This window comes from Pseudomonadota bacterium (genome assembly GCA_013285465.1).
Lineage (GTDB): Bacteria > Pseudomonadota > Alphaproteobacteria > Micavibrionales > CSBR16-224 > CSBR16-224.
The window spans coordinates 1352198-1371246 of the sequence record CP053449.1; the positions used below are offsets into that span (position 1 = coordinate 1352198).

The following is a 19049-nucleotide window of genomic DNA, read 5'->3' on the forward strand; positions in this document are numbered from 1 at the left end:
GAAGACGCATGCCCAGTGAAATTAGACGACTAATGTTCCACCATTCAGAGCTTTATGACGCGATCACACATTATGGTGACCAGCTGGGTTACCGCTTTCCCGGCGTGAAGATTATCGCAGCCAAGCTTGCCAGCAAGGCGGAATATGACTTTCACACGCAAAAACATTTCAAAACGCCGCTGTCGCAGGAATATAACATTAATGAAATGAAGAACTCCGTTGTCGTCACGTTTTTTGACGAAGGCACGTTCGAACATAAATATTATAACCTGCCTGCCCGCTTTATCAGCGAATCCCTGATCGAGTATTGTCTGGCGAATAAAATTCCCCTGCCGAAAAACAGTAAGAAGAAGCTGGATTTGACGGAATTCAATGTCTGTCTTGATATCATCATGGATGATCAAGCGGAAGTTCCCGGTTTTGAGCTGGCTGCAAAAAGAGATTCCGAACCGGAACTCGAATAGTCATGGCCCCTGTCATGCCGGAAAAAAAATCCATCCCCGCCGAGAAAAAGCCCCTCTTCCTTGTAGACGGTTCGGGCTTTATTTTTCGCGCCTATTACGCATTGCCGCCGATGACGCGCTCTGACGGCACCCCCGTCAATGCCGTGCTGGGCTTTACCAATATGCTGGTCAAACTGATCGTCGATATGGATGTCCATGACATTGCCGTTATCTTTGATGCCGCCCGCGAGAATTTTCGCAATGAAATTTATCCGGAATATAAAGCCAACCGCAGTGAAACACCGGAAGACCTTATTCCGCAATTTCCGCTGATCCGTCAGGCATCAGATGCCTTCGGTCTGCCGCCGATTGAAAAAGAAGGCTATGAGGCCGATGATCTGATTGCCACCTATGCGCGGCTGGCGCTGGAACAAGGGCGCGAGGTTGTTATCGTCTCCTCGGATAAGGATTTGATGCAGCTGGTTCGTGAAGGCGTGCGTATGTTCGATCCGATGAAATCGCGCTATATGGATGAGGCCGAAGTCTTCGAAAAATTCAATGTCTCGCCGGATAAAGTCGTTGATGTGCAGGCGCTGGCCGGCGACAGCACCGATAATGTGCCGGGCGTTGCCGGTATCGGCATTAAAACGGCGGCGCAGCTGATCAATGAATATGGCGATCTGGAAACACTGCTGGAACGCGCCGCAGAAATCAAACAGCCGAAACGGCGTGAAACACTGCTGGCCGAGGCCGAAATGGCGCGCATTTCCAAACAGCTTGTGCGTCTGGATGACAGTGTCGAGGTGCCCTTTACCGTTGCAGAGCTGACAGATCATACGCTGGATATGCCGAAATTACTGCAATTTCTGAAAACGCAGGAATTTCGCACAACATTGGCGCGGCTGGAAAAAACTTTTCACGCGCATGAAAACCGTCTCGCCACGACGGCGGAAAACAAAAATGCCGCAGAACCCGCGCCGCAAAACGGCCGTTATGAGCTCGTGCAGGATGCCGCGCGTCTGCAAGACTGGGTGATGCGCGCTTTTGAAGCGGGCGTGGTTGCGGTTGATACGGAGACAACCTCCCTCACCCCGGCGAAAGCCGATCTGGTCGGTATTTCCCTCTCCGTTTCCGAGGGCAGTGCCTGTTATATTCCTGTCGGGCATATTGATGCCGCAGCCATGAATGAAAGTTTTGATTTCGGCGGTGACGACAGCAAGGAAAAGGAAGCCGCCCCTGATCTGAAGCAAATCCCGTTGAAAGAGGCACTGGCTATCCTCAAACCGCTGCTGGAAGATCCCTCCGTCCTGAAAATCGGGCAAAATATCAAATACGACCTGCAAATGTTTCTGGCGCATGATATTCACATCACGCCCGTCGATGATACGATGCTGCTTTCCTATGTGATTGACGGTACGGAACACGGCCACGGCATGAATGAGCTGTCGGAGCTGTTCCTTGGCCACAACCCGATTAAATATTCCGAAATCTGCGGCACAGGAAAAAACCAGATCAGCTTTGCCGAAGTGACTCTGGACAAGGCGCGCGATTACGCCGCCGAAGATGCCGATATCACCTTGCGGCTTTACAACATGTTCAAACCGCGCCTGGCACAGGAAAAACGCGCCACGGTCTATGAAGTGCTGGAACGCCCGCTGATACCGATCATTGCTGAAATGGAATTTACCGGCATCCGCGTCGACCCTGCCGTGCTGAAAAATCTCAGCCGCATTTTCGCCGAAAAAATTGCGATTGTAGAGGAGGAAATCCATAAACTGGCCGGCATGCCGTTTAATGTCGGCTCTCCCAAACAGCTTGGCGAAGTGCTGTTTGACAATATGGGTTTGCAGGGCGGCAAGAAAAACAAAAGCGGTACATGGTCCACCAGTGTCGACGTATTGGAAAAGCTGGCGGCGGAGGGGTATGAAATCGCCGAAAAAACGCTGGAATGGCGGCAAGCCTCCAAGCTGAAAAGCACCTATACCGATGCGCTGGTCAATAGTATCAACCCGAAAACGGGGCGTGTGCATACGTCCTTTTCGATGGCGCAGACCAATACGGGGCGGCTATCTTCCTCCGACCCGAATTTGCAAAACATCCCGATCCGTACCGAGGATGGACGCAAAATCCGCGAAGCCTTTATCGCCGATGACGGCTTTACCCTGTTATCGGTCGATTATTCACAGGTCGAATTGCGCCTTGCCGCGGAACTGGCCGATATTAAGGCACTGAAACAGGCATTTCATGACGGGCAGGATATTCACAGCATGACTGCCAGTCAGGTCTTCGGCATCCCGATGGATGAAATGACGCCGGAAATCCGCCGCCGCGCCAAAGCCATCAATTTCGGCATTATTTACGGCATCAGCGGCTTCGGCCTTGGCAAACAGCTCAGCATCCCGACATCCGAGGCCGCAGAATATATCAAAAAATACCTCGCCCGCTTCCCCGAACTGGAAGCCTTCATGGAAAAGGCCAAGGAAGAAGCGCGTGCAAACGGCTATGTCACCACGCTTTACGGGCGTAAATGCGTCATTCACGGCATCAATGACAAAAATCCCGCGCGGCGTAACTTTGCCGAACGTCAGGCCGTCAATGCGCCGCTGCAAGGCACCGCCGCCGATATCATGAAACGTGCGATGGTGCGCATGCCCGCCGCGCTGGATGCGGCCAAGCTGGGTGCGCGCATGTTGTTACAGGTGCATGATGAATTACTGTTTGAAGTACCGGAAAAAGAACTGGAGCAAACAACCGCCGTGGTAAAAGAAGTCATGCAGGCTGCCGCACCGGGCATTTCCATTCCTTTGGAAGTCGGTATCGACCATGCCAAAAACTGGTCGGATGCGCATTAATTTAATGCCGCATGCCGTGGCTGGTTATTGTCGGTTTTTGTGGTCTGCTATTCGCCCGCCGGTAATCGCTAAACCCCATCCCCAGCCCCATCGATCCCAAGAAAGCAAGTAGGAAGGCCGGAATAAGGGTTCCTTTCAGAATAGACACCTGTTCCTCGCTATTTTGTTCCGCAATCGCAATCACCCTCTCCTGATTACCCAGCAACGGATTCTCCGCATCGACTTTTGCACGGATTTCACGAATATGAGAAAACTCGCCTACTTCTCCGTTCTTGTCTTCCAAGGCTTCGAGGCCGATATCGCCCATATTGATGATATTTTCATCAATATGGCGAATAAATGTTTCACGCTCATTTTCCGACAATTCCGAACTCAGGAAAGCATCCGTCACAAGCTGTTTGGCAAAGCTTTGAAAGTCCGAAACTTTCTCCTGCCGTAACAGTTCAATCGGCCCGGCATCACGACCTGCACGGCTGGCTTCCGTAATCGTTGCCGTCAATGTTTTCAGTTCTGCATGCTGTGTTTCCAGATTGCCACGCTGTGTTGTCAGCTCCTGCATCACTTGATCGGCATTGGCCGTGCGCAAATTATCTGCATTACCATCAATTACGCCACCGATCTGATAGCCTGCACCGCCACCGGCGATGGCCAGTGCCGCAGCAATGCCAAATATCGCGCCCACCCGTTCGTTATAATAAATATCCGCAAGCTTATGCGCCGCCAGTTTTTTATAATATGTCGTATATTGTCCCACTTCTCTCTCCTTAAAAATCAGTGGCGCATGCCGTGACTGTTTTTGGTCGGCTTTTTCGGTTTGTGATAGGCATGTTCTCTGTTTGATGCGCCAAAAGCGATAAAACTGCTAAAACCGCCGAATGAACCCAGTAATGTCATCATCAGCACCGTCAGAACCTCTCCGGCACCGCTGGAGGTGTTATCCAGATTATATTGCGCGAGCGCTTCCGCACGTTCCAAATTACTGGCAAAACCTTGTTCAACCGCCAGCTCTGCTTGCCCCTCGCGTAAATTCGCCAGTGATATGACGTCACCGCCGCGATCCAGTTCTTCAAAACCAATACTGCTCATATTCACAACATTTTGATCCAGCTCCGTCAGAAAATCCTGCCGCTGCTGTTCGGACAGCTCATCACTCAGCAGCGTGCTCGCAACAAGTTGGCGCGAAAAATTGGTGAGAGATTCCGTTTTCTCCTCGCGCGCCGTTTCCAGAGCCGTCATATCCTGCCCCTGACGTGAGGCTGCGGTAATCTGTGACAGCAGATTTTCAAATTCCTGCTTTTGTTCGACAAGGTTCTGGCGCTGCTGTGTCAATTCTTCCATGACAACAGGTGCATTGGCTGCGGCATCCATATCCGGCATATTCACCGTACCGTCAGTCAGTTGCACACCGGCAACGCCGCTAAAAATCGTGGCCAGCAACACCGTGCCGGCAAAGCTTTTTCCCATACGGTCACGAACAAATTCATCCGCGACTTTATGGCGGTAGAGCTCACCGTAATATTTCAAATGCTTGAACATGATAGCCCTCTATATTTACACACCTTAAAAAGTAACGTGTAATTTACGCCCATTTTTTGATTATGTCAAGTTGACTTATGTTAATTTAATTGTGGAATTCTTTATTGTTTTATGGTAGATTTTTGTTATGGCAAAGATAGCATATAAGAATCATGACTATGACACACGGATCCTGCTGCTGGCGGGCGCAGAAACCGTGCGTACTGCAGGCATGGCCATCATGGATATTTATGTTTCTGCCGATATCGGTGCGGAAATCAAAAGTGACAACACGCCCGTGACCAAGGCGGACAAGGCTTCCGAAGATATTCTCCTGCCCGCTTTGAAACAATTAACCCCGAACATCCCGATTCTATCGGAAGAACAGGTTGCCGCAGGCAATATCCCCGATATTTCAGACGGCACATACTGGGCTGTCGATCCACTGGACGGCACCAAGGATTTTATCGAACAAACGGGCGGTTTTGCCGTTCTGGTTTCCCTGATTCATGAAGGTGAGCCTATTTTAGGGCTTGTTTATCATCCGGCGCAGGCCACGCTCTATGCCGGAAGCGTACCGGATAAGATTGCCCTGAAACGCAACGATATCGCTGATACGGTCGAAGATCTCAACGCCCCCTCTTCCACAGCCCTGACGGAAGGAAATGTCCGCGCGGTCGTCAATAAAAGCTCGGGCGATGTCGCCGAAATCACGAAATTTCTTGAGCAACAGACCGCAGATACAAATACGGGGGATGTTGAAAACCAGTTTAAGATCAACAAGCAGGATGTCATTGCGATTAAAGACCGCGGCGCGATCTATGCCTTCTGCCCGGTTCTTGACGGCACAGCCGATATTTACGCCCATATCAGCAAGAGCAAAGGTGACGGCGCACCGTTCTGGGATGTTGCCGCCGGTCATGCACTGGTGACGGCAGCAGGCGGTAAAGTCACGGATTTTGACGGCAATAAGCTCGATTACAGCCCTAACCCGAATGAAACAGGTGCCCGCGCCTTGCGGGTCGTGCCGCATATCGCCGTATCACGCCAGCAACTGGCCCGCGACGCCAAACCCGTGGCAAAACGTAAACCACCGAAAAAACGCCCCGGCGGTCCTTCATAATAATTAAAAACATTCATATAAAAAACGCCCCGGAATATCTCGCGGGGCGCTTTTGAAATTTTTTGAAAAAAACTGCCTTATGCAGCGGCTTTTTTCTTCTTTGCCGGCGCTTCAACAGCAGCTTCCGCTTCGCCGTCAAAATCAACCGGGCCGCTGTCCTGACCTTTTGCAGTCGGATCACGGTCTACCAGTTCGATAATTGCCATCGGCGCACAGTCTCCATAGCGGAAACCGGCTTTCAACACGCGGGTGTAACCGCCGTTGCGCTCTTTATAGCGTTCGCCCAGAACATCAAACAGTTTTTTGACCATCGCATCATCACGCAGGCGTGATGCGGCAAGACGGCGATCAGACAGTTTGCCTTTCTTACCCAGAGTAATCAGGCGGTCAACGAACCGGCGTAATTCCTTCGCCTTCGGCAAAGTTGTTTTGATTTGTTCGTGCTTGATCAGAGCAGCAGCCATATTGGCAAACATCGCAAGGCGGTGTTGACTGTTTCTACCAAGTTTACGTCCTTTCATTTTATGACGCATGGTTCTTCTTCCTTTCTTATCTCCGGGCTTCACGCATGAAGCGGATCAAACAAACCGGCGGCTCTGAAGACATATGTTCAAAAACAAACCGGGCGGGGCAACAGCGCCCCTCCTGCGGATAAATCCGCTTATCAGAAGCTGGCTTCGTCCAGTTTTCTGATGAGTTCTTCGATATTTTCCGGCGGCCATCCCTCGATTTGCATACCGAGATGCAGTTCCATACCGGACAAAACTTCTTTAATTTCATTCAGCGACTTACGGCCAAAGTTCGGCGTACGCAGCATTTCAGCTTCCGTTTTCTGAACCAGATCGCCAATATAAACGATGTTGTCGTTTTTCAGGCAGTTCGCAGAACGGACAGAGAGCTCAAGCTCTTCAACCTTGCGCAACAGATGGCGGCTGAAGGGCAGTTCATCGCCTTCATCTTCCGCTTCATGCGCTTCCGGCTCCTGGAAGTTGATAAAGACTTGCAGTTGATCCTGCAGGATACGTGCGGAGAATGCCACTGCATCTTCCGGCGTAATCGTGCCGTCTGTTTCGATGATCAGAACCAGTTTATCATAGTCAGTGATCTGGCCGACGCGGGTATCTTCCACGCGGTAGGTCACTTTACGAACCGGGCTGAATACGCTGTCAACCGGGATCAGGCCGACAGGTGCGTCTTCAGGGCGGTTTTGCGCCGCCGGACGGTAGCCTTTGCCTGTCTCGACCGTCAGTTCCATATTGATCGTTGCGCCATCGCTCAGCGTGCAGATCAGAAGATCGGGATTGCAGATTTTGACATCAGCGATTTCTTCGATCATGGATGCCGTTACTTCGCACGGGCCGGTTGCCTGCAAACGCAGTTTTTTCGGTGTTTCCGAGAAAGATTGCAGCGCCAGCGCCTTGATGTTCAGAACGATATCCGTCACATCTTCGCGCACGCCGTCAATCGACGAAAACTCGTGCAGCACGTTATCAAGCTTAATGGCTGTCACAGCAGCGCCTTGCAGAGAGGAAAGCAGAACACGACGCAATGCGTTACCAAGCGTCAGGCCATAGCCGCGCTCCAGAGGCTCTACGACAACCGTACCGAAACGCAACGGATCACGTCCCTGTACAACGTCAATTGTTTCCGGTTTGATCAGTTCTTTCCAGTTCTTTTGAATCACAGTCGTCATCCCCTTGTTTACCTAAATTGAGAGTATGTTCTTAAAATTCTTCTATCTGTCGATTATACGCGGCGGCGTTTGCGCTGGCGGCAACCGTTATGCGGAATCGGCGTGATGTCGGTGATCGACGTAATGGTAAAGCCGATGGACTGCAATGCGCGCAGAACAGATTCACGTCCCGGACCCGGGCCTTTAACCAGAACTTCCAACGATGTCATGCCGTGGTCTTGCGCCTTGCGTCCGGCATCTTCCGCAGCCATCTGACCGGCGTAAGGTGTGGATTTACGCGAACCTTTAAAACCCTGTGCACCGGCTGTCGACCAGGAAATCACATTGCCCTGAACATCCGTAATGGTCACATTGGTGTTGTTAAAGCTGGCATTGACATGGGCCACGCCCGTCGCAATGTTTTTCTTTTCTTTTTTGCGGGTCTTGACCGCTGTTTTTGCTTTAGCCATCGTCTAAAAACCTTCTTTCATCACTTGCATTTATTATCTGGCAACTTTCTTCTTACCAGCGATCGGTTTTGCCGGACCTTTACGCGTGCGCGCATTCGTATGCGTGCGCTGACCGCGAACCGGCAGGCCTTTCCTGTGGCGCAGACCGCGATAGCAACCAAGATCCAGCAGACGCTTGATGCTCATCGAAACCGTACGGCGCAGATCACCTTCGACTTCATAGTCGTTGGCGATGATTTCGCGAATTTGCGATTCCTCTTGCTCGCTCATGTCCTTGACACGGCGCTCGGCAGGAATATTGGCCATTTCACAAATCTTTTTCGATGTCGTCGGACCGATACCGTAAATATAGGTCAGGGCAATTACGACCCTTTTTTCCGACGGAATGTTTACACCTGCGATACGTGCCACTGTCTTAAACTCCTTATATATTTAAAGACTGCTCAGTTGCTTGGTCTTTTTTGTTTCTTTATCTGCCTTTTCGGCCTGCCGCTTTTCTTTCACTCAGGCCGGATGATTCTTTTGATCCCTCGAAAAAACTTGCCAATAGCAAAGCTACAAGCCGCAAGGCATTCCTAGGGTCAGCGGGCGTATTATATGTGCAACGCGGAAAATGTCAACAGCTTTCTGCCCGAAAAAACTGTTTTTTTACGCGGCCTTAAATCTTCGGATTACTGCCGTTTTTCCGTTTTGGCGCATCCCCGGCGGCAATTGCGTCCAGCACGGCGGAAATATCCTCCGAAACCTTGTCCATATCCTGCATACCGTTCACCTTATCCAGCAGGTCACGGCTCTGATAATAAGCCAGAATCGGCGCTGTCTGGTCGTGATAGACATCAAGGCGTACCTTAACCTTTTCCGGCGTATCATCAGCGCGGCGTTTAAATTGCCCTTCTGCACCGCATTCATCACATGTATCTTCCACAGCCGGTTTTTTGAATTTATCGTGATAGCCCTCGTCACAGCAGGCGCAGGTAAAGCGGCCGGAAATACGCTCGACCAGCTCATCATCATTCACATCCAGCTGCACGACGGCATCAAGATTTTTGCCGGCTTCCTTCAGTGCCTTTTCAAGACCTTCAGCCTGTTCGACATTGCGCGGAAAACCGTCCAGAAGAAATCCGTTTGCACAATCCGGCTCTTTAATGCGGTCCACAATCATCTGGATCGTAATTTCGCTCGGCACCAGATTGCCGGATTCAACGATACCCTTGATTTTCTTGCCCAGTTCATCGCCGGATGCGATTTTCTCGCGGAACATGTCACCTGTCGACAATTGCGGGATGCCGTATTTATCGGCAATGCGGCGTGCCTGCGTTCCCTTGCCCGCGCCCGGCGGTCCTACGAGTACAATAATCATGTTCTGCGTCTTCCTCTGAGTTTCGTTTTGCGGAGCAGCCCTTCATATTGGTGGGCCAACAAATGCGACTGGATTTGCGCCACCGTATCAATCGTGACGGTCACCACAATCAGGAGACTCGTTCCCCCGAAATAGAACGGCAACTTGTATTTTGCCATCAGAAACTCCGGTAAAAGACATATCAGTACAAGATAGGCGGCGCCCAGCACCGTAATACGGGTCAAAATAAAATTAAGATAATCGGATGTCGGCTGGCCGGGACGAATACCCGGAATAAAGCCGCCATAGCGTTTCAGATTATCTGCCGTTTCCTGCGGATTGAAAACAATTGCCGTATAGAAAAAGCAGAAGAAGACAATCAGCAATCCGTAAAGCGCCATATAGGTCGCCGAACCATGTTGCAAATAGCGGCTAATCGCATCCAGAATCGGGCTGCCGTCACTGCCGGTGAAACCGACAAAGGTCAGCGGAAACAACAGCAGAGACGATGCGAAGATCGGCGGAATAACTCCGGAGGAGTTCAGCTTCAGCGGCATATGGCTGGAATCACCGGCATACATTTTATTGCCGACCTGACGCTTGGGATACTGTACAATCACGCGGCGCTGCGCCCGCTCCATAAAGACGATAAAGGTAATCACTGCCACAACAAGCGCAGCCACAAACAGCAGCAGGAAGGGTGAAAATACTTTTTCCAAACTCAGCTGCAATGTACTGGCCAGAGCACGCGGCAGTTCCGCGACAATCCCGGCAAAAATAATCAGCGACAAGCCGTTACCAACGCCGCGCGCGGTAATCTGCTCACCGATCCACATCAGGAAAACCGTGCCGCCAACCAGCGTAATCACCGCCGTCGCGCGGAAAAAGAAGCCGGGATCCGAAACAATCGCACCACCGCCCATACTTTCCAGCCCCATCGCCAGAGCATAAGCCTGAACAGTTGCCAGAAAGACCGTTCCGTAACGGGTATATTGGTTGATTTTCTGACGCCCCGCCTCGCCTTCTTTTTTCAGATTTTCCAATGACGGAACCATCGCCGTCATCATCTGCATAATGATCGAGGCCGTAATATAAGGCATAATCCCCATCGTGAAAATGGTCATACGCTGTAAGGCACCACCGGAAAACATGTTGAACATGTCAAAAATGCCGCCGGATTTCTGTGAGAAAATTTCTTGCCAGGCCTGCGGATCAATCCCCGGAACGGGAACATAAGTGCCAAGACGGTAGATCAGAAGCGCCAAAACGGTAAATTTCAAACGTGCTTTCAGATCATCGGCCTTTGCCAGCGCGCCAAAATTAAAGTTCGCGGCAAATTGTTCCGTCATAGACGCCATGATGAAAATCCTTCTTCCTGTTCCTTTATATTAAGAGCGGCCGAACGGGAATCCCCGGATGATCGGCCGCTCATAGAATAGTCCTGATGCCGAAAAACAGCAAGAAAAACGGGTTAGATTGCTTTTTTTCGTTCGATCTTTTTGGGTGCCGGCAGAAACTCGACTTTACCGCCTGCCTTTTCGACAGCAGCAACAGCCGTTTTTGTCGCGCCGGTGATTTTGAACGTGACTTTGCTTTTGATTTCGCCCTGCCCCAGCAAACGAACACCGGGAGCCGTGCGCTTAACCAGACCGGCATTTACCAGAGCGGCAGCATCAATAACTTTACCCGCATCCAGCAGTTTTTTATCAATAGCCGTCTGAACCGTGCTCAGATTAACCGTTGCCCAGTTTTTGCGGGTCGGATTGTGGAAACCGCGCTTCGGCAAACGGCGGTAAATCGGCATTTGACCGCCTTCAAAACCTTTAATGGCAACGCCTGTACGTGACTTCTGGCCTTTTTGACCGCGTCCGCAGGTTTTGCCTTTACCCGAACCGATACCACGGCCGACGCGCATGCGCGACTTGCTGCTTCCGGCTTTGCCTTTGAGTTCGTTGAGTTTCATTCTTCAATCCCTCTTCTTCTATTATGCAGCGTCTTCGACGATCTGCACGAGATGTTTAACTTTGTTAATCATGCCGCGCACAGCGGGCGTATCTTCCAGAACGCGCGTGCGACCGATTTTGTTCAGGCCAAGACCTGTCAGCGTTGCATGCTGTTTTTGCACACGGCCAATCGGGCTCGCAATCTGCGTAACCGTTACGGTTTTTCCCGCAGGCGTTTTCGCAGCCGCTTTTTTCGGCGCTGCTTTCTTTTTAACCGCTTCCTTTTTCACAGCGGGTTTCGCCGCTTTCTTCGGTGCGGTCTTCTTTGCGGTTGTCTTTTTTTCTTCAGCCATTGTGCCGACTCCTCAAAGTAAAACTGTATTCCTGCCGGTTTTTAAAAAATCCGGCGTTGATTGCTTATTCCGCTTTCGCGTCCTCTTCGCCTTTTTTACGTCCGAGAACGTCACTCACACGGCGACCGCGGCGGGCGGCAACCATACGCGGGCTTTCCATCGAACGCAGACCGGCCAATGCGGCGCGTACCATGTTATACGGGTTGGACGAGCCTTGCGATTTCGCAACAATGTCCTGAATGCCCAGAACTTCGAAAACAGCGCGCAACGGACCACCCGCAATAATACCCGTACCGGCAGGTGCGGAACGCATCAGAACCTGACCGGCGCCAAAGCGTCCGACGATGTCATGGTGCAGTGTGCGTCCTTCACGCAGCGGAATACGAACCATATTGCGCTTGGCTTGCTCCGTTGCTTTCTGGATACCTTCCGGAACCTCACGGGCTTTACCGGTGCCTGCGCCAACGCGTCCGCGTCCGTCACCAACGACCACGAGGGCCGCAAATCCGAAACGGCGTCCACCTTTCACGACCTTGGCGACACGGTTAATGCCGACCAGGCGCTCCATCAATTCCGATTCCTGCTGTGCTCTATCTGCTGATTTCATTTTTTTACCCTTACGTATTTTGCTCTTGCGCCATTTGCGCCAAAAAATTAAAAGACCAGTCCGCCCTCGCGTGCGCCATCGGCCAGAGCCTTGACACGACCATGATAAGCAGCATTACCGCGATCAAACATGACTTCTTTAACGCCTGCTTTGCTTGCGCGCGCCGCCAGAAGCTTTCCAACCTGTGTGGCAGCATCGACATTCGCGGTTTTTTTCAGTTTACCGCGCAACTCTTTGTCAATCGTCGATGCCGAAGCCAAAGTCAAACCTTTTTCGTCATCAATGACCTGCGCGTAGATATGCAGTCCCGTACGATGGACGGACAGACGCGGATGACCATTCTGACCTTTACGCAGTTTTGAACGCGTTCTCCAGAGACGTCTCTGTTTCGGTGTCGCTTTTTTCAACATCTTTTTAAACCCTTTTATTTCAAAAATTTATTACTTTTTCTTGCCTTCTTTTCTCAAGACGCGCTGTCCTTCATGGCGGATACCTTTTCCTTTGTAAGGCTCCGGCGGACGGAAAGCGATAATCTCTGCAGCCACCTGACCGACTTGTTTTTTGTCGATACCGCTGATTTCCAGCTCTGTCTGGTTCGGCGCATTGATTTTAATACCTGCGGGAATCGGATAGATCACGTCATGGCTGTAGCCAAGCTGCAGAACAACATTGCTGCCCTGTACGGATGCACGGTAACCGACACCTTTAATTTCCAGCTTTTTGCTGAAGCCGTTGCTGACACCTTCGACCATATTCGCAATCAGCGAACGGGACGTTCCCCAGATGCTGCGTGCAAAGCGTGACTGGCTGCGCGGCGTCAAAGACACCAGACCATCTTCCAGCTTTACGGACAATTCATCCACGAGGCGCAGTTTGAGCTCGCCGAGTTTGCCTTTGACAGTCACATCCTGACCGCTGATTTGTACATCAACACCTTCAGGAACGGTGACGGGGTTTTTGGCTATGCGTGACATTATTTTCTACCTTCTTAATTCTCTGCGTTCTAATATTCTAAACTAATCCTTAGAAGACCTGACAAAGTACTTCGCCGCCGACATTGTTTTCGCGTGCGTCATGATCTGACATCACACCGCGCGGGGTCGACAGAATGGAAATACCAAGGCCGTTATAAACCTGCGGCAGCTCCTTGACTTTGGAGTAAACGCGGCGGCCCGGTTTGGAAACGCGCGCGATTTTGCGAATAACAGGCTCGCCTTCGAAATACTTCAGCTCGACTTCCAGATCGGCCAAACCGCCGGCATGGTCAACACGCGTATAGCCTTGGATAAATCCTTCTTTTTTAAGGACTTCCAGCACATTCTCGCGCAGTTTCGACGCAGGGCTTTTCACAACGTCCAGCCCGGCATTTTGACCGTTACGGATACGTGTCAACAGATCACCTAAAGTATCACTCATTGTCATTGTTTTCTTGCTCCTTCATTTTCAGCGCCATATCTCGTCTTTAAAAACGCCCTATGGCCGATAAAATACTTTCCTCAATATGCCTTTTCTAAAAGGCGTTTATCTTTAATTCCGGCTCTCTTCTACCAGCTGGACTTCGTAACACCGGGGATCATACCCTCGGAAGCGAGTTTCCTGAAAGAAATACGGGACATACCGAATTTGCGGTAGTTTGCCCGCGGACGCCCTGTGATCTGGCAACGGTTACGCAGACGGGTTTTTGCACCGTTGCGCGGCAGTTTCGCCAGCTTGATCACAGCCTGAAAGCGCTCTTCATCGCTGACCGTACGGTCGGCAATGATTTCTTTCAGGCGCGCACGTTTGCCGGCATATTTCTTTACCAGCTTCTCGCGGCGTTGGTTTTTCTCAATTGAACTCTTCTTGGCCATCCGTTTTTTCCTCCGGTCCTATTACTTCTTCTTGAACGGCATGTTAAAGCCCGTCAACAGAGCCAATGCCTCTTCATTTGTTTTTGCACTCGTGCAAATGACGATATCCATACCGCGCACTTTATCAATCTGATCATATTCAATCTCGGGAAAGATGATCTGCTCTTTAATACCGAGAGCGTAGTTGCCGTTGCCGTCAAAGCTTGTCGACGAAATACCGCGAAAGTCGCGAATACGCGGCATAGCGATATTGATCAGGCGATCCAGAAATTCATACATACGGGCACCGCGCAATGTGACTTTGCAGCCGATAGACATACCGTCACGCAGTTTAAACTGTGCGATCGATTTGCGCGCTTTCGTTACCACGGCTTTTTGGCCGGCAATGGCCTCAAGCTCGGCAACGGCGGAGCGGATGCGTTTGCTATCCTGAACATTGTCGCCAACGCCCATATTGAGGACGATCTTTTCCAGTTTCGGAATGGCGTTATCATTACCGTAACCGAACTGCTCTTCCAGAGCCGGTTTGATCTTTTCCACATATTCTGTCTTCAAACGTGTTGTCATCGTTTTATCTCTGCTTTACTGCTTATTATTCATCAACGACTTCGCCGGATTTCTTGGCAAAGCGTACTTTACGTCCACCTTTCAGGGTTTGATATCCGACACGGGTCGCTTCCCCGGATTTCGGATCAACCACAGCGATATTGGAAATATGGATCGGTGTTTCCTGCTCCACAATACCGCCTGCTCCCGCCTGAGAGGGACGCGTGTGTTTTTTGCGAATATTGACGCCCTGTACGATGGCACGATTTTCTTCGCGCATCACTTTCAGGACTTCGCCTTTGCGGCCTTTATCGCGGCCGGTCGTAACGATGACTTCATCGCCTTTTTTAATTTTTAATTTGTTACGTTGCGCTGTCATTGTCTTATAAAACCTCCGGTGCCAGAGAAATAATCTTCATAAACTTTTTGCCGCGCAATTCGCGCGTTACGGGGCCAAAAATACGGGTGCCGATCGGCTCGCCATTGGCGCTGATCAGAACAGCCGCATTGCGGTCAAAACGGATAACCGTTCCGTCGCTGCGCTGGATGCCTTTCGACGTCCGCACGATAACGGCACGATGCACATCACCTTTTTTCACACGACCACGCGGAATGGCTTCTTTTACGGAAACCACGATAATATCACCGATATTTGCCGTACGGCGCTTGGAGCCGCCCAGTACTTTGATGCACTGTACGCGTCTTGCGCCACTGTTATCGGCCACATCAAGGTTGCTTTGCATCTGAATCATCGTCTTAACCCTTTATCTTAATCTTTGTACGTATTGTCCGTATCACTTATTTCTTGTCATCCGTTTTTTCAGCAACTGTCTCTTCGTCAGCTTTTTTCGCTTTTTTCGGCTGAATTTTTCCGGTATCCACAGCTTCAACGGCTGCGTCCTGACCCGCGCGAATGCGTTTTTCCGACGGTTTGCCGGTGCCGCCTGAAATCACGACCCAAGATTTACGCTTGGAAACGCGGGGGCATTCCTGAATCTCGACCTGATCGCCCAGTTGGCAAATATTTTGCGGATCATGCGCCGCATATTTTGCGGAACGACGAACAACTTTCTTATACAGCGGATCCGTTACGCGGCGTTCAACCAAAACCGTAACGGTTTTGTCACATGCGTTGCTGACCACTTTTCCTTCCATAATGCGTTTGGGCATCGTCTAAACTCCTTCAGTTCCGCCTTATCAGGCTTTCTTTTTGGCGGCGGTTTTCTTCTTCGCCGGCTTTTCATCTTTTGTTTTTGCATCAGCTTTGGCAGCTTTTTTCGGTGCCGCTTTTGCTTTTTCTTCCTTCTTCGGAGCCGCAGCTTTCTTCGCTTTTGCTTTTGCGGGCTTCGCATCATCATTGGCGTAAGAGATACCTTTGCGGCGCTCGCTCAGAACTGTCTGGATACGCGCAATATCGCGACGCAGCAGGCGTTTCTGTGCCGTGTTGCTCAACTGGCCATTGGCCTGTTGGAAGCGGAGATTCATCTCCTCTTTATACAATTCCGTGACCTGCTTTTTCAGCTCATCATCGGTTTTCAGTCTTACGTCAGCGATATCCATCTTCTTATAACCTGTTTATTCGTTGTTATCATTCACCGATACGGGCAATAAAGCGCGTTTTAACCGGCAGTTTCGACGTTGCAAGCTCAAATGCGGATTCCGCAAGAGCGCGCGGCACACCGTCCAATTCAAACATCACGCGGCCGGGTTTTACGCGGCAAGCCCAAAATTCGACGGAGCCTTTACCTTTACCCTGACGAACCTCAAGCGGCTTTTTCGTTACCGGCACATCCGGGAAAATGCGAATCCACAAACGTCCCTGACGTTTGATATGACGCATAATCACACGGCGTGCTGCCTCAATCTGGCGTGCCGTAATACGTTCCGGCGACAAAGCCTTCAGGCCGTAAGCGCCAAAGTTCAATGTCGTGCCCGCTTGTGCATTACCATGAATGCGGCCTTTATGCGCTTTGCGGTACTTTGTCTTTCTAGGACTCAACATCGTTTTGCTCTCTCTTTTAATATGTTATATGTGTTTCGTCAATCATTTTCCGTAACACAATCGTTTTTCTTTTAAGACCGTTTCGGTTGCCCGTCGCTCAGTCTATTCTCATGTGCCATCGGATCATGTTCCAGAATGTCACCTTTATAAATCCAAACCTTGATACCAATGATACCGTAGGTTGTCAGCGCTTCGGCTGTACCGTAATCAATATCAGCACGCAGCGTATGAAGCGGCACACGACCTTCGCGATACCATTCCGTCCGTGCAATCTCGGCACCGCCGAGACGACCGCCGCAATTAACACGAATACCTTCTGCACCCATGCGCAGAGCGGATTGTACACCGCGTTTCATGGCGCGGCGGAAAGAAACACGACGCTCCAGCTGCTGGGCAATGCCTTCGGCAACCAGTTTCGCATCGATTTCCGGCTTGCGAACCTCAACGATGTTCAGGGAAACTTCCCCACCGATGCGGTCTGCAATCTGACGGCGCAGCTTTTCAATATCCGCGCCTTTTTTGCCGATGATGACGCCCGGACGTGCCGTAAACAGCGTGACTTTCGTGTTTGACGCCGCACGCTCAATCAAAACGCGGGAGATGCCGGCAGATTTCAACTCACCCATCAGGTATTCACGCAGTTTGATGTCGTCGACCAGCTTTTCAGCATAGTCTTTATCGGCATACCAACGGCTGTCCCATGAACGGTTGATACCTAGTCTCAATCCAATCGGGTTAACCTTCTGACCCATTATTCACTCTCCTTCACGTCACTTTTTTCACTGACGACAATACGCATATTGCTGAATGGCTTTTGGATACGGCCTGCGCGTCCGCGTGCACGGGCACGGAAACGTTTCATCACAAGAGCGCGTCCAACAGTCGCTTCTTTCACATACAGCCTGTCAACATCCAGACCGTGATTGTTTTCCGCATTTGCGATGGCGGATTCAAGAAGCACCTTCACTTGCTGTGCGACGCGGCGCTTACTGAATTCCAGATCCAGCAGGGCGCGTCCCGCGTCTTTACCGCGGATCAATTCAGCAATCAAATTCAGTTTTTGCGCACTGGAACGGATCTGCTTGGCGCGAGCCACTGCCTCATTATCCGCAATACGCTTTTTATTTGCCGGTTTCCCCATCGTTCTTACTTCCTTTTCGCTTTCTTGTCAGCGCCGTGACCGTAATAGCTACGGGTCGGCGAGAACTCACCAAACTTATGCCCGATCATTTCTTCCGTTACCAGAACCGGAATGAATTTCTGGCCGTTATAGACACCAAAGGTCAGTCCGACGAATTGCGGCATGATCAATGAACGGCGTGACCAGATTTTGATCACTTCATTGCGGCCGGCTTCGCGAACAGCCTGTGCTTTTTTCAGCACATAACCTTCAACAAACGGGCCTTTCCAAACTGAACGAGACATGTTCTCTTCCTTTCCTAATCCTACTTGCTTCCGCGCTTCGATTTGCGACGGCGCAGAATGAACTTATCGGTTGCTTTATTGCTGCGCGTCCGCGCACCTTTTGTCGGTTTACCCCACGGCGTCACAGGATGACGACCGCCTGATGTCTTACCTTCACCACCACCATGCGGGTGATCAACCGGGTTCATCACAACACCGCGGACTGTCGGACGACGTCCCAACCAGCGTTTGCGACCGGCTTTACCGAGGCTGATATTCTTTTGATCCGCGTTCGAAACCGCACCGATCGTGGCCATGCACTCGCCGCGCACAACGCGGAGCTCGCCGGAAGACAGTTTAATCTGTGCGTAACCGCTGTCACGACCGACCAACTGTACATAGCTGCCCGCGGAACGTGCGATCTGACCGCCTTTGCCGGGCTTCAGCTCGACATTATGGATGATCGTACCGACCGGAATGCTTTTCAGCGGCATTGCGTTACCCGGCTTCACATCCGCTTTTTCGGATGCGATGACGCGGTCGCCCGCTGCCAGACGCTGCGGCGCCAGAATATAAGCCAGCTCACCGTCATCATATTTGATCAGCGCGATAAAAGCCGTGCGGTTCGGATCGTATTCAATCCGGTCAACCGTTGCTTCAACGTCGAATTTGCGGCGTTTAAAGTCAATCAAACGGTATTTCCGTTTGTGACCGCCACCGATATGACGTGTCGTAATCTGGCCGTGATTGTTCCGTCCGCCTGATTTCGTCAGACCAACCGTCAGGCCTTTGACGGGTTTCCCCTTCCAAAGCTCGTTGCGGTCGACCGTAATCAACTGGCGCATCGCTGGCGTTCTCGGCTTATATGTCTTCAATCCCATTGTTCTAAACCCTTTTATCTTCCTGCAAGAAACTCTTGTCTAAAATCCT

Annotated in this window: 28 protein-coding genes; 3 read left to right on the forward strand and 25 right to left on the reverse strand. The window is 51.0% G+C overall.

What is annotated here, in order from left to right; all coding sequences use genetic code 11:
• Nucleotides 1–8: 8 nt before the first annotated feature.
• Entirely contained in the window at nucleotides 9–464 is a 456-nt protein-coding gene (locus tag HND56_06605; GenBank protein QKK05371.1) for a hypothetical protein, read from the forward strand.
• 14 nt (nucleotides 465–478) lie between these two features.
• Nucleotides 479–3295, forward strand: coding sequence for a DNA polymerase I (polA, locus tag HND56_06610; protein ID QKK06587.1), 2817 nt, complete (start codon nucleotides 479–481; stop codon nucleotides 3293–3295).
• A gap of 1 nt (nucleotide 3296) precedes the next feature.
• Here polA and HND56_06615 read toward each other — a convergent pair whose 3' ends face one another.
• Together HND56_06615 and HND56_06620 are read right to left on the reverse strand one after the other, a co-directional pair.
• The gene (locus tag HND56_06615; protein QKK05372.1) at nucleotides 3297–4049 is read right to left on the reverse strand and encodes a hypothetical protein; all 753 of its coding nucleotides are present in this window, start codon (nucleotides 4047–4049) and stop codon (nucleotides 3297–3299) included.
• Nucleotides 4050–4066: 17 nt separating this feature from the next.
• Nucleotides 4067–4831, reverse strand: a complete 765-nt coding sequence (locus HND56_06620) for a hypothetical protein (protein ID QKK05373.1) — start codon at nucleotides 4829–4831, stop codon at nucleotides 4067–4069.
• Nucleotides 4832–4958: 127 nt separating this feature from the next.
• Here HND56_06620 and HND56_06625 point away from each other — a divergent pair, with 127 nt between their 5' ends.
• Nucleotides 4959–5933, forward strand: a complete 975-nt coding sequence (locus HND56_06625) for a hypothetical protein (GenBank protein ID QKK05374.1) — start codon at nucleotides 4959–4961, stop codon at nucleotides 5931–5933.
• A 77-nt stretch (nucleotides 5934–6010) separates the two neighbouring features.
• On the opposite strand, the gene rplQ is transcribed toward HND56_06625, so the two are convergent.
• The 23 genes from rplQ to rplB all read right to left on the reverse strand — a co-directional run bounded on the left by rplQ (nucleotide 6011) and on the right by rplB (nucleotide 19000).
• Nucleotides 6011–6466, reverse strand: a complete 456-nt coding sequence (gene rplQ / locus HND56_06630; GenBank protein QKK05375.1) for a 50S ribosomal protein L17 — start codon at nucleotides 6464–6466, stop codon at nucleotides 6011–6013.
• 131 nt (nucleotides 6467–6597) lie between these two features.
• On the reverse strand, nucleotides 6598–7617 hold the full coding sequence (locus HND56_06635) for a DNA-directed RNA polymerase subunit alpha (protein QKK06588.1): 1020 nt from the start codon (nucleotides 7615–7617) through the stop codon (nucleotides 6598–6600).
• Nucleotides 7618–7679: 62 nt separating this feature from the next.
• Complete coding sequence (gene rpsK / locus HND56_06640) at nucleotides 7680–8075, reverse strand: 30S ribosomal protein S11 (protein QKK05376.1); 396 nt, start codon at nucleotides 8073–8075, stop codon at nucleotides 7680–7682.
• A 33-nt stretch (nucleotides 8076–8108) separates the two neighbouring features.
• Nucleotides 8109–8486, reverse strand: a complete 378-nt coding sequence (rpsM, locus tag HND56_06645; GenBank protein QKK05377.1) for a 30S ribosomal protein S13 — start codon at nucleotides 8484–8486, stop codon at nucleotides 8109–8111.
• A 247-nt stretch (nucleotides 8487–8733) separates the two neighbouring features.
• The gene (locus HND56_06650; protein ID QKK05378.1) at nucleotides 8734–9435 is read right to left on the reverse strand and encodes an adenylate kinase; all 702 of its coding nucleotides are present in this window, start codon (nucleotides 9433–9435) and stop codon (nucleotides 8734–8736) included.
• A complete protein-coding gene (gene secY / locus HND56_06655) occupies nucleotides 9432–10772 on the reverse strand; it encodes a preprotein translocase subunit SecY (GenBank protein QKK05379.1) in 1341 nt (446 codons plus the stop codon). Before secY ends, HND56_06650 begins: the two co-directional genes overlap by 4 nt.
• A gap of 113 nt (nucleotides 10773–10885) precedes the next feature.
• Nucleotides 10886–11377, reverse strand: coding sequence for a 50S ribosomal protein L15 (locus HND56_06660; GenBank protein QKK05380.1), 492 nt, complete (start codon nucleotides 11375–11377; stop codon nucleotides 10886–10888).
• A 21-nt stretch (nucleotides 11378–11398) separates the two neighbouring features.
• Entirely contained in the window at nucleotides 11399–11710 is a 312-nt protein-coding gene (rpmD, locus tag HND56_06665; GenBank protein QKK05381.1) for a 50S ribosomal protein L30, read from the reverse strand.
• A 64-nt stretch (nucleotides 11711–11774) separates the two neighbouring features.
• Nucleotides 11775–12317 (reverse strand): 30S ribosomal protein S5, encoded by a 543-nt coding sequence (gene rpsE, locus HND56_06670; GenBank protein ID QKK05382.1) that lies wholly within the window; start codon nucleotides 12315–12317, stop codon nucleotides 11775–11777.
• A 47-nt stretch (nucleotides 12318–12364) separates the two neighbouring features.
• Nucleotides 12365–12727, reverse strand: a complete 363-nt coding sequence (gene rplR / locus HND56_06675) for a 50S ribosomal protein L18 (protein ID QKK05383.1) — start codon at nucleotides 12725–12727, stop codon at nucleotides 12365–12367.
• Nucleotides 12728–12757: 30 nt separating this feature from the next.
• The gene (gene rplF, locus HND56_06680; protein QKK05384.1) at nucleotides 12758–13291 is read right to left on the reverse strand and encodes a 50S ribosomal protein L6; all 534 of its coding nucleotides are present in this window, start codon (nucleotides 13289–13291) and stop codon (nucleotides 12758–12760) included.
• Nucleotides 13292–13340: 49 nt separating this feature from the next.
• Entirely contained in the window at nucleotides 13341–13739 is a 399-nt protein-coding gene (rpsH, locus tag HND56_06685) for a 30S ribosomal protein S8 (GenBank protein QKK05385.1), read from the reverse strand.
• Between the two features lie 122 nt (nucleotides 13740–13861).
• Nucleotides 13862–14167 (reverse strand): 30S ribosomal protein S14, encoded by a 306-nt coding sequence (gene rpsN, locus HND56_06690; GenBank protein QKK05386.1) that lies wholly within the window; start codon nucleotides 14165–14167, stop codon nucleotides 13862–13864.
• Nucleotides 14168–14188: 21 nt separating this feature from the next.
• Nucleotides 14189–14734, reverse strand: a complete 546-nt coding sequence (gene rplE, locus HND56_06695) for a 50S ribosomal protein L5 (GenBank protein QKK05387.1) — start codon at nucleotides 14732–14734, stop codon at nucleotides 14189–14191.
• A 25-nt stretch (nucleotides 14735–14759) separates the two neighbouring features.
• Entirely contained in the window at nucleotides 14760–15092 is a 333-nt protein-coding gene (gene rplX, locus HND56_06700; protein QKK05388.1) for a 50S ribosomal protein L24, read from the reverse strand.
• A 4-nt stretch (nucleotides 15093–15096) separates the two neighbouring features.
• On the reverse strand, nucleotides 15097–15465 hold the full coding sequence (gene rplN / locus HND56_06705; protein QKK05389.1) for a 50S ribosomal protein L14: 369 nt from the start codon (nucleotides 15463–15465) through the stop codon (nucleotides 15097–15099).
• 46 nt (nucleotides 15466–15511) lie between these two features.
• Entirely contained in the window at nucleotides 15512–15883 is a 372-nt protein-coding gene (rpsQ, locus tag HND56_06710; GenBank protein QKK05390.1) for a 30S ribosomal protein S17, read from the reverse strand.
• A 27-nt stretch (nucleotides 15884–15910) separates the two neighbouring features.
• Nucleotides 15911–16273, reverse strand: a complete 363-nt coding sequence (rpmC, locus tag HND56_06715; protein ID QKK05391.1) for a 50S ribosomal protein L29 — start codon at nucleotides 16271–16273, stop codon at nucleotides 15911–15913.
• Nucleotides 16274–16301: 28 nt separating this feature from the next.
• On the reverse strand, nucleotides 16302–16715 hold the full coding sequence (gene rplP, locus HND56_06720; GenBank protein ID QKK05392.1) for a 50S ribosomal protein L16: 414 nt from the start codon (nucleotides 16713–16715) through the stop codon (nucleotides 16302–16304).
• A 71-nt stretch (nucleotides 16716–16786) separates the two neighbouring features.
• Nucleotides 16787–17467, reverse strand: coding sequence for a 30S ribosomal protein S3 (gene rpsC / locus HND56_06725; protein ID QKK05393.1), 681 nt, complete (start codon nucleotides 17465–17467; stop codon nucleotides 16787–16789).
• The gene (gene rplV / locus HND56_06730) at nucleotides 17467–17856 is read right to left on the reverse strand and encodes a 50S ribosomal protein L22 (protein QKK05394.1); all 390 of its coding nucleotides are present in this window, start codon (nucleotides 17854–17856) and stop codon (nucleotides 17467–17469) included. The genes rpsC and rplV overlap by 1 nt, the downstream gene beginning before the upstream one ends.
• Nucleotides 17857–17861: 5 nt before the next feature.
• Nucleotides 17862–18140 (reverse strand): 30S ribosomal protein S19, encoded by a 279-nt coding sequence (gene rpsS, locus HND56_06735; protein QKK05395.1) that lies wholly within the window; start codon nucleotides 18138–18140, stop codon nucleotides 17862–17864.
• 20 nt (nucleotides 18141–18160) lie between these two features.
• A complete protein-coding gene (gene rplB, locus HND56_06740; protein ID QKK05396.1) occupies nucleotides 18161–19000 on the reverse strand; it encodes a 50S ribosomal protein L2 in 840 nt (279 codons plus the stop codon).
• Nucleotides 19001–19049 lie beyond the last annotated feature (49 nt).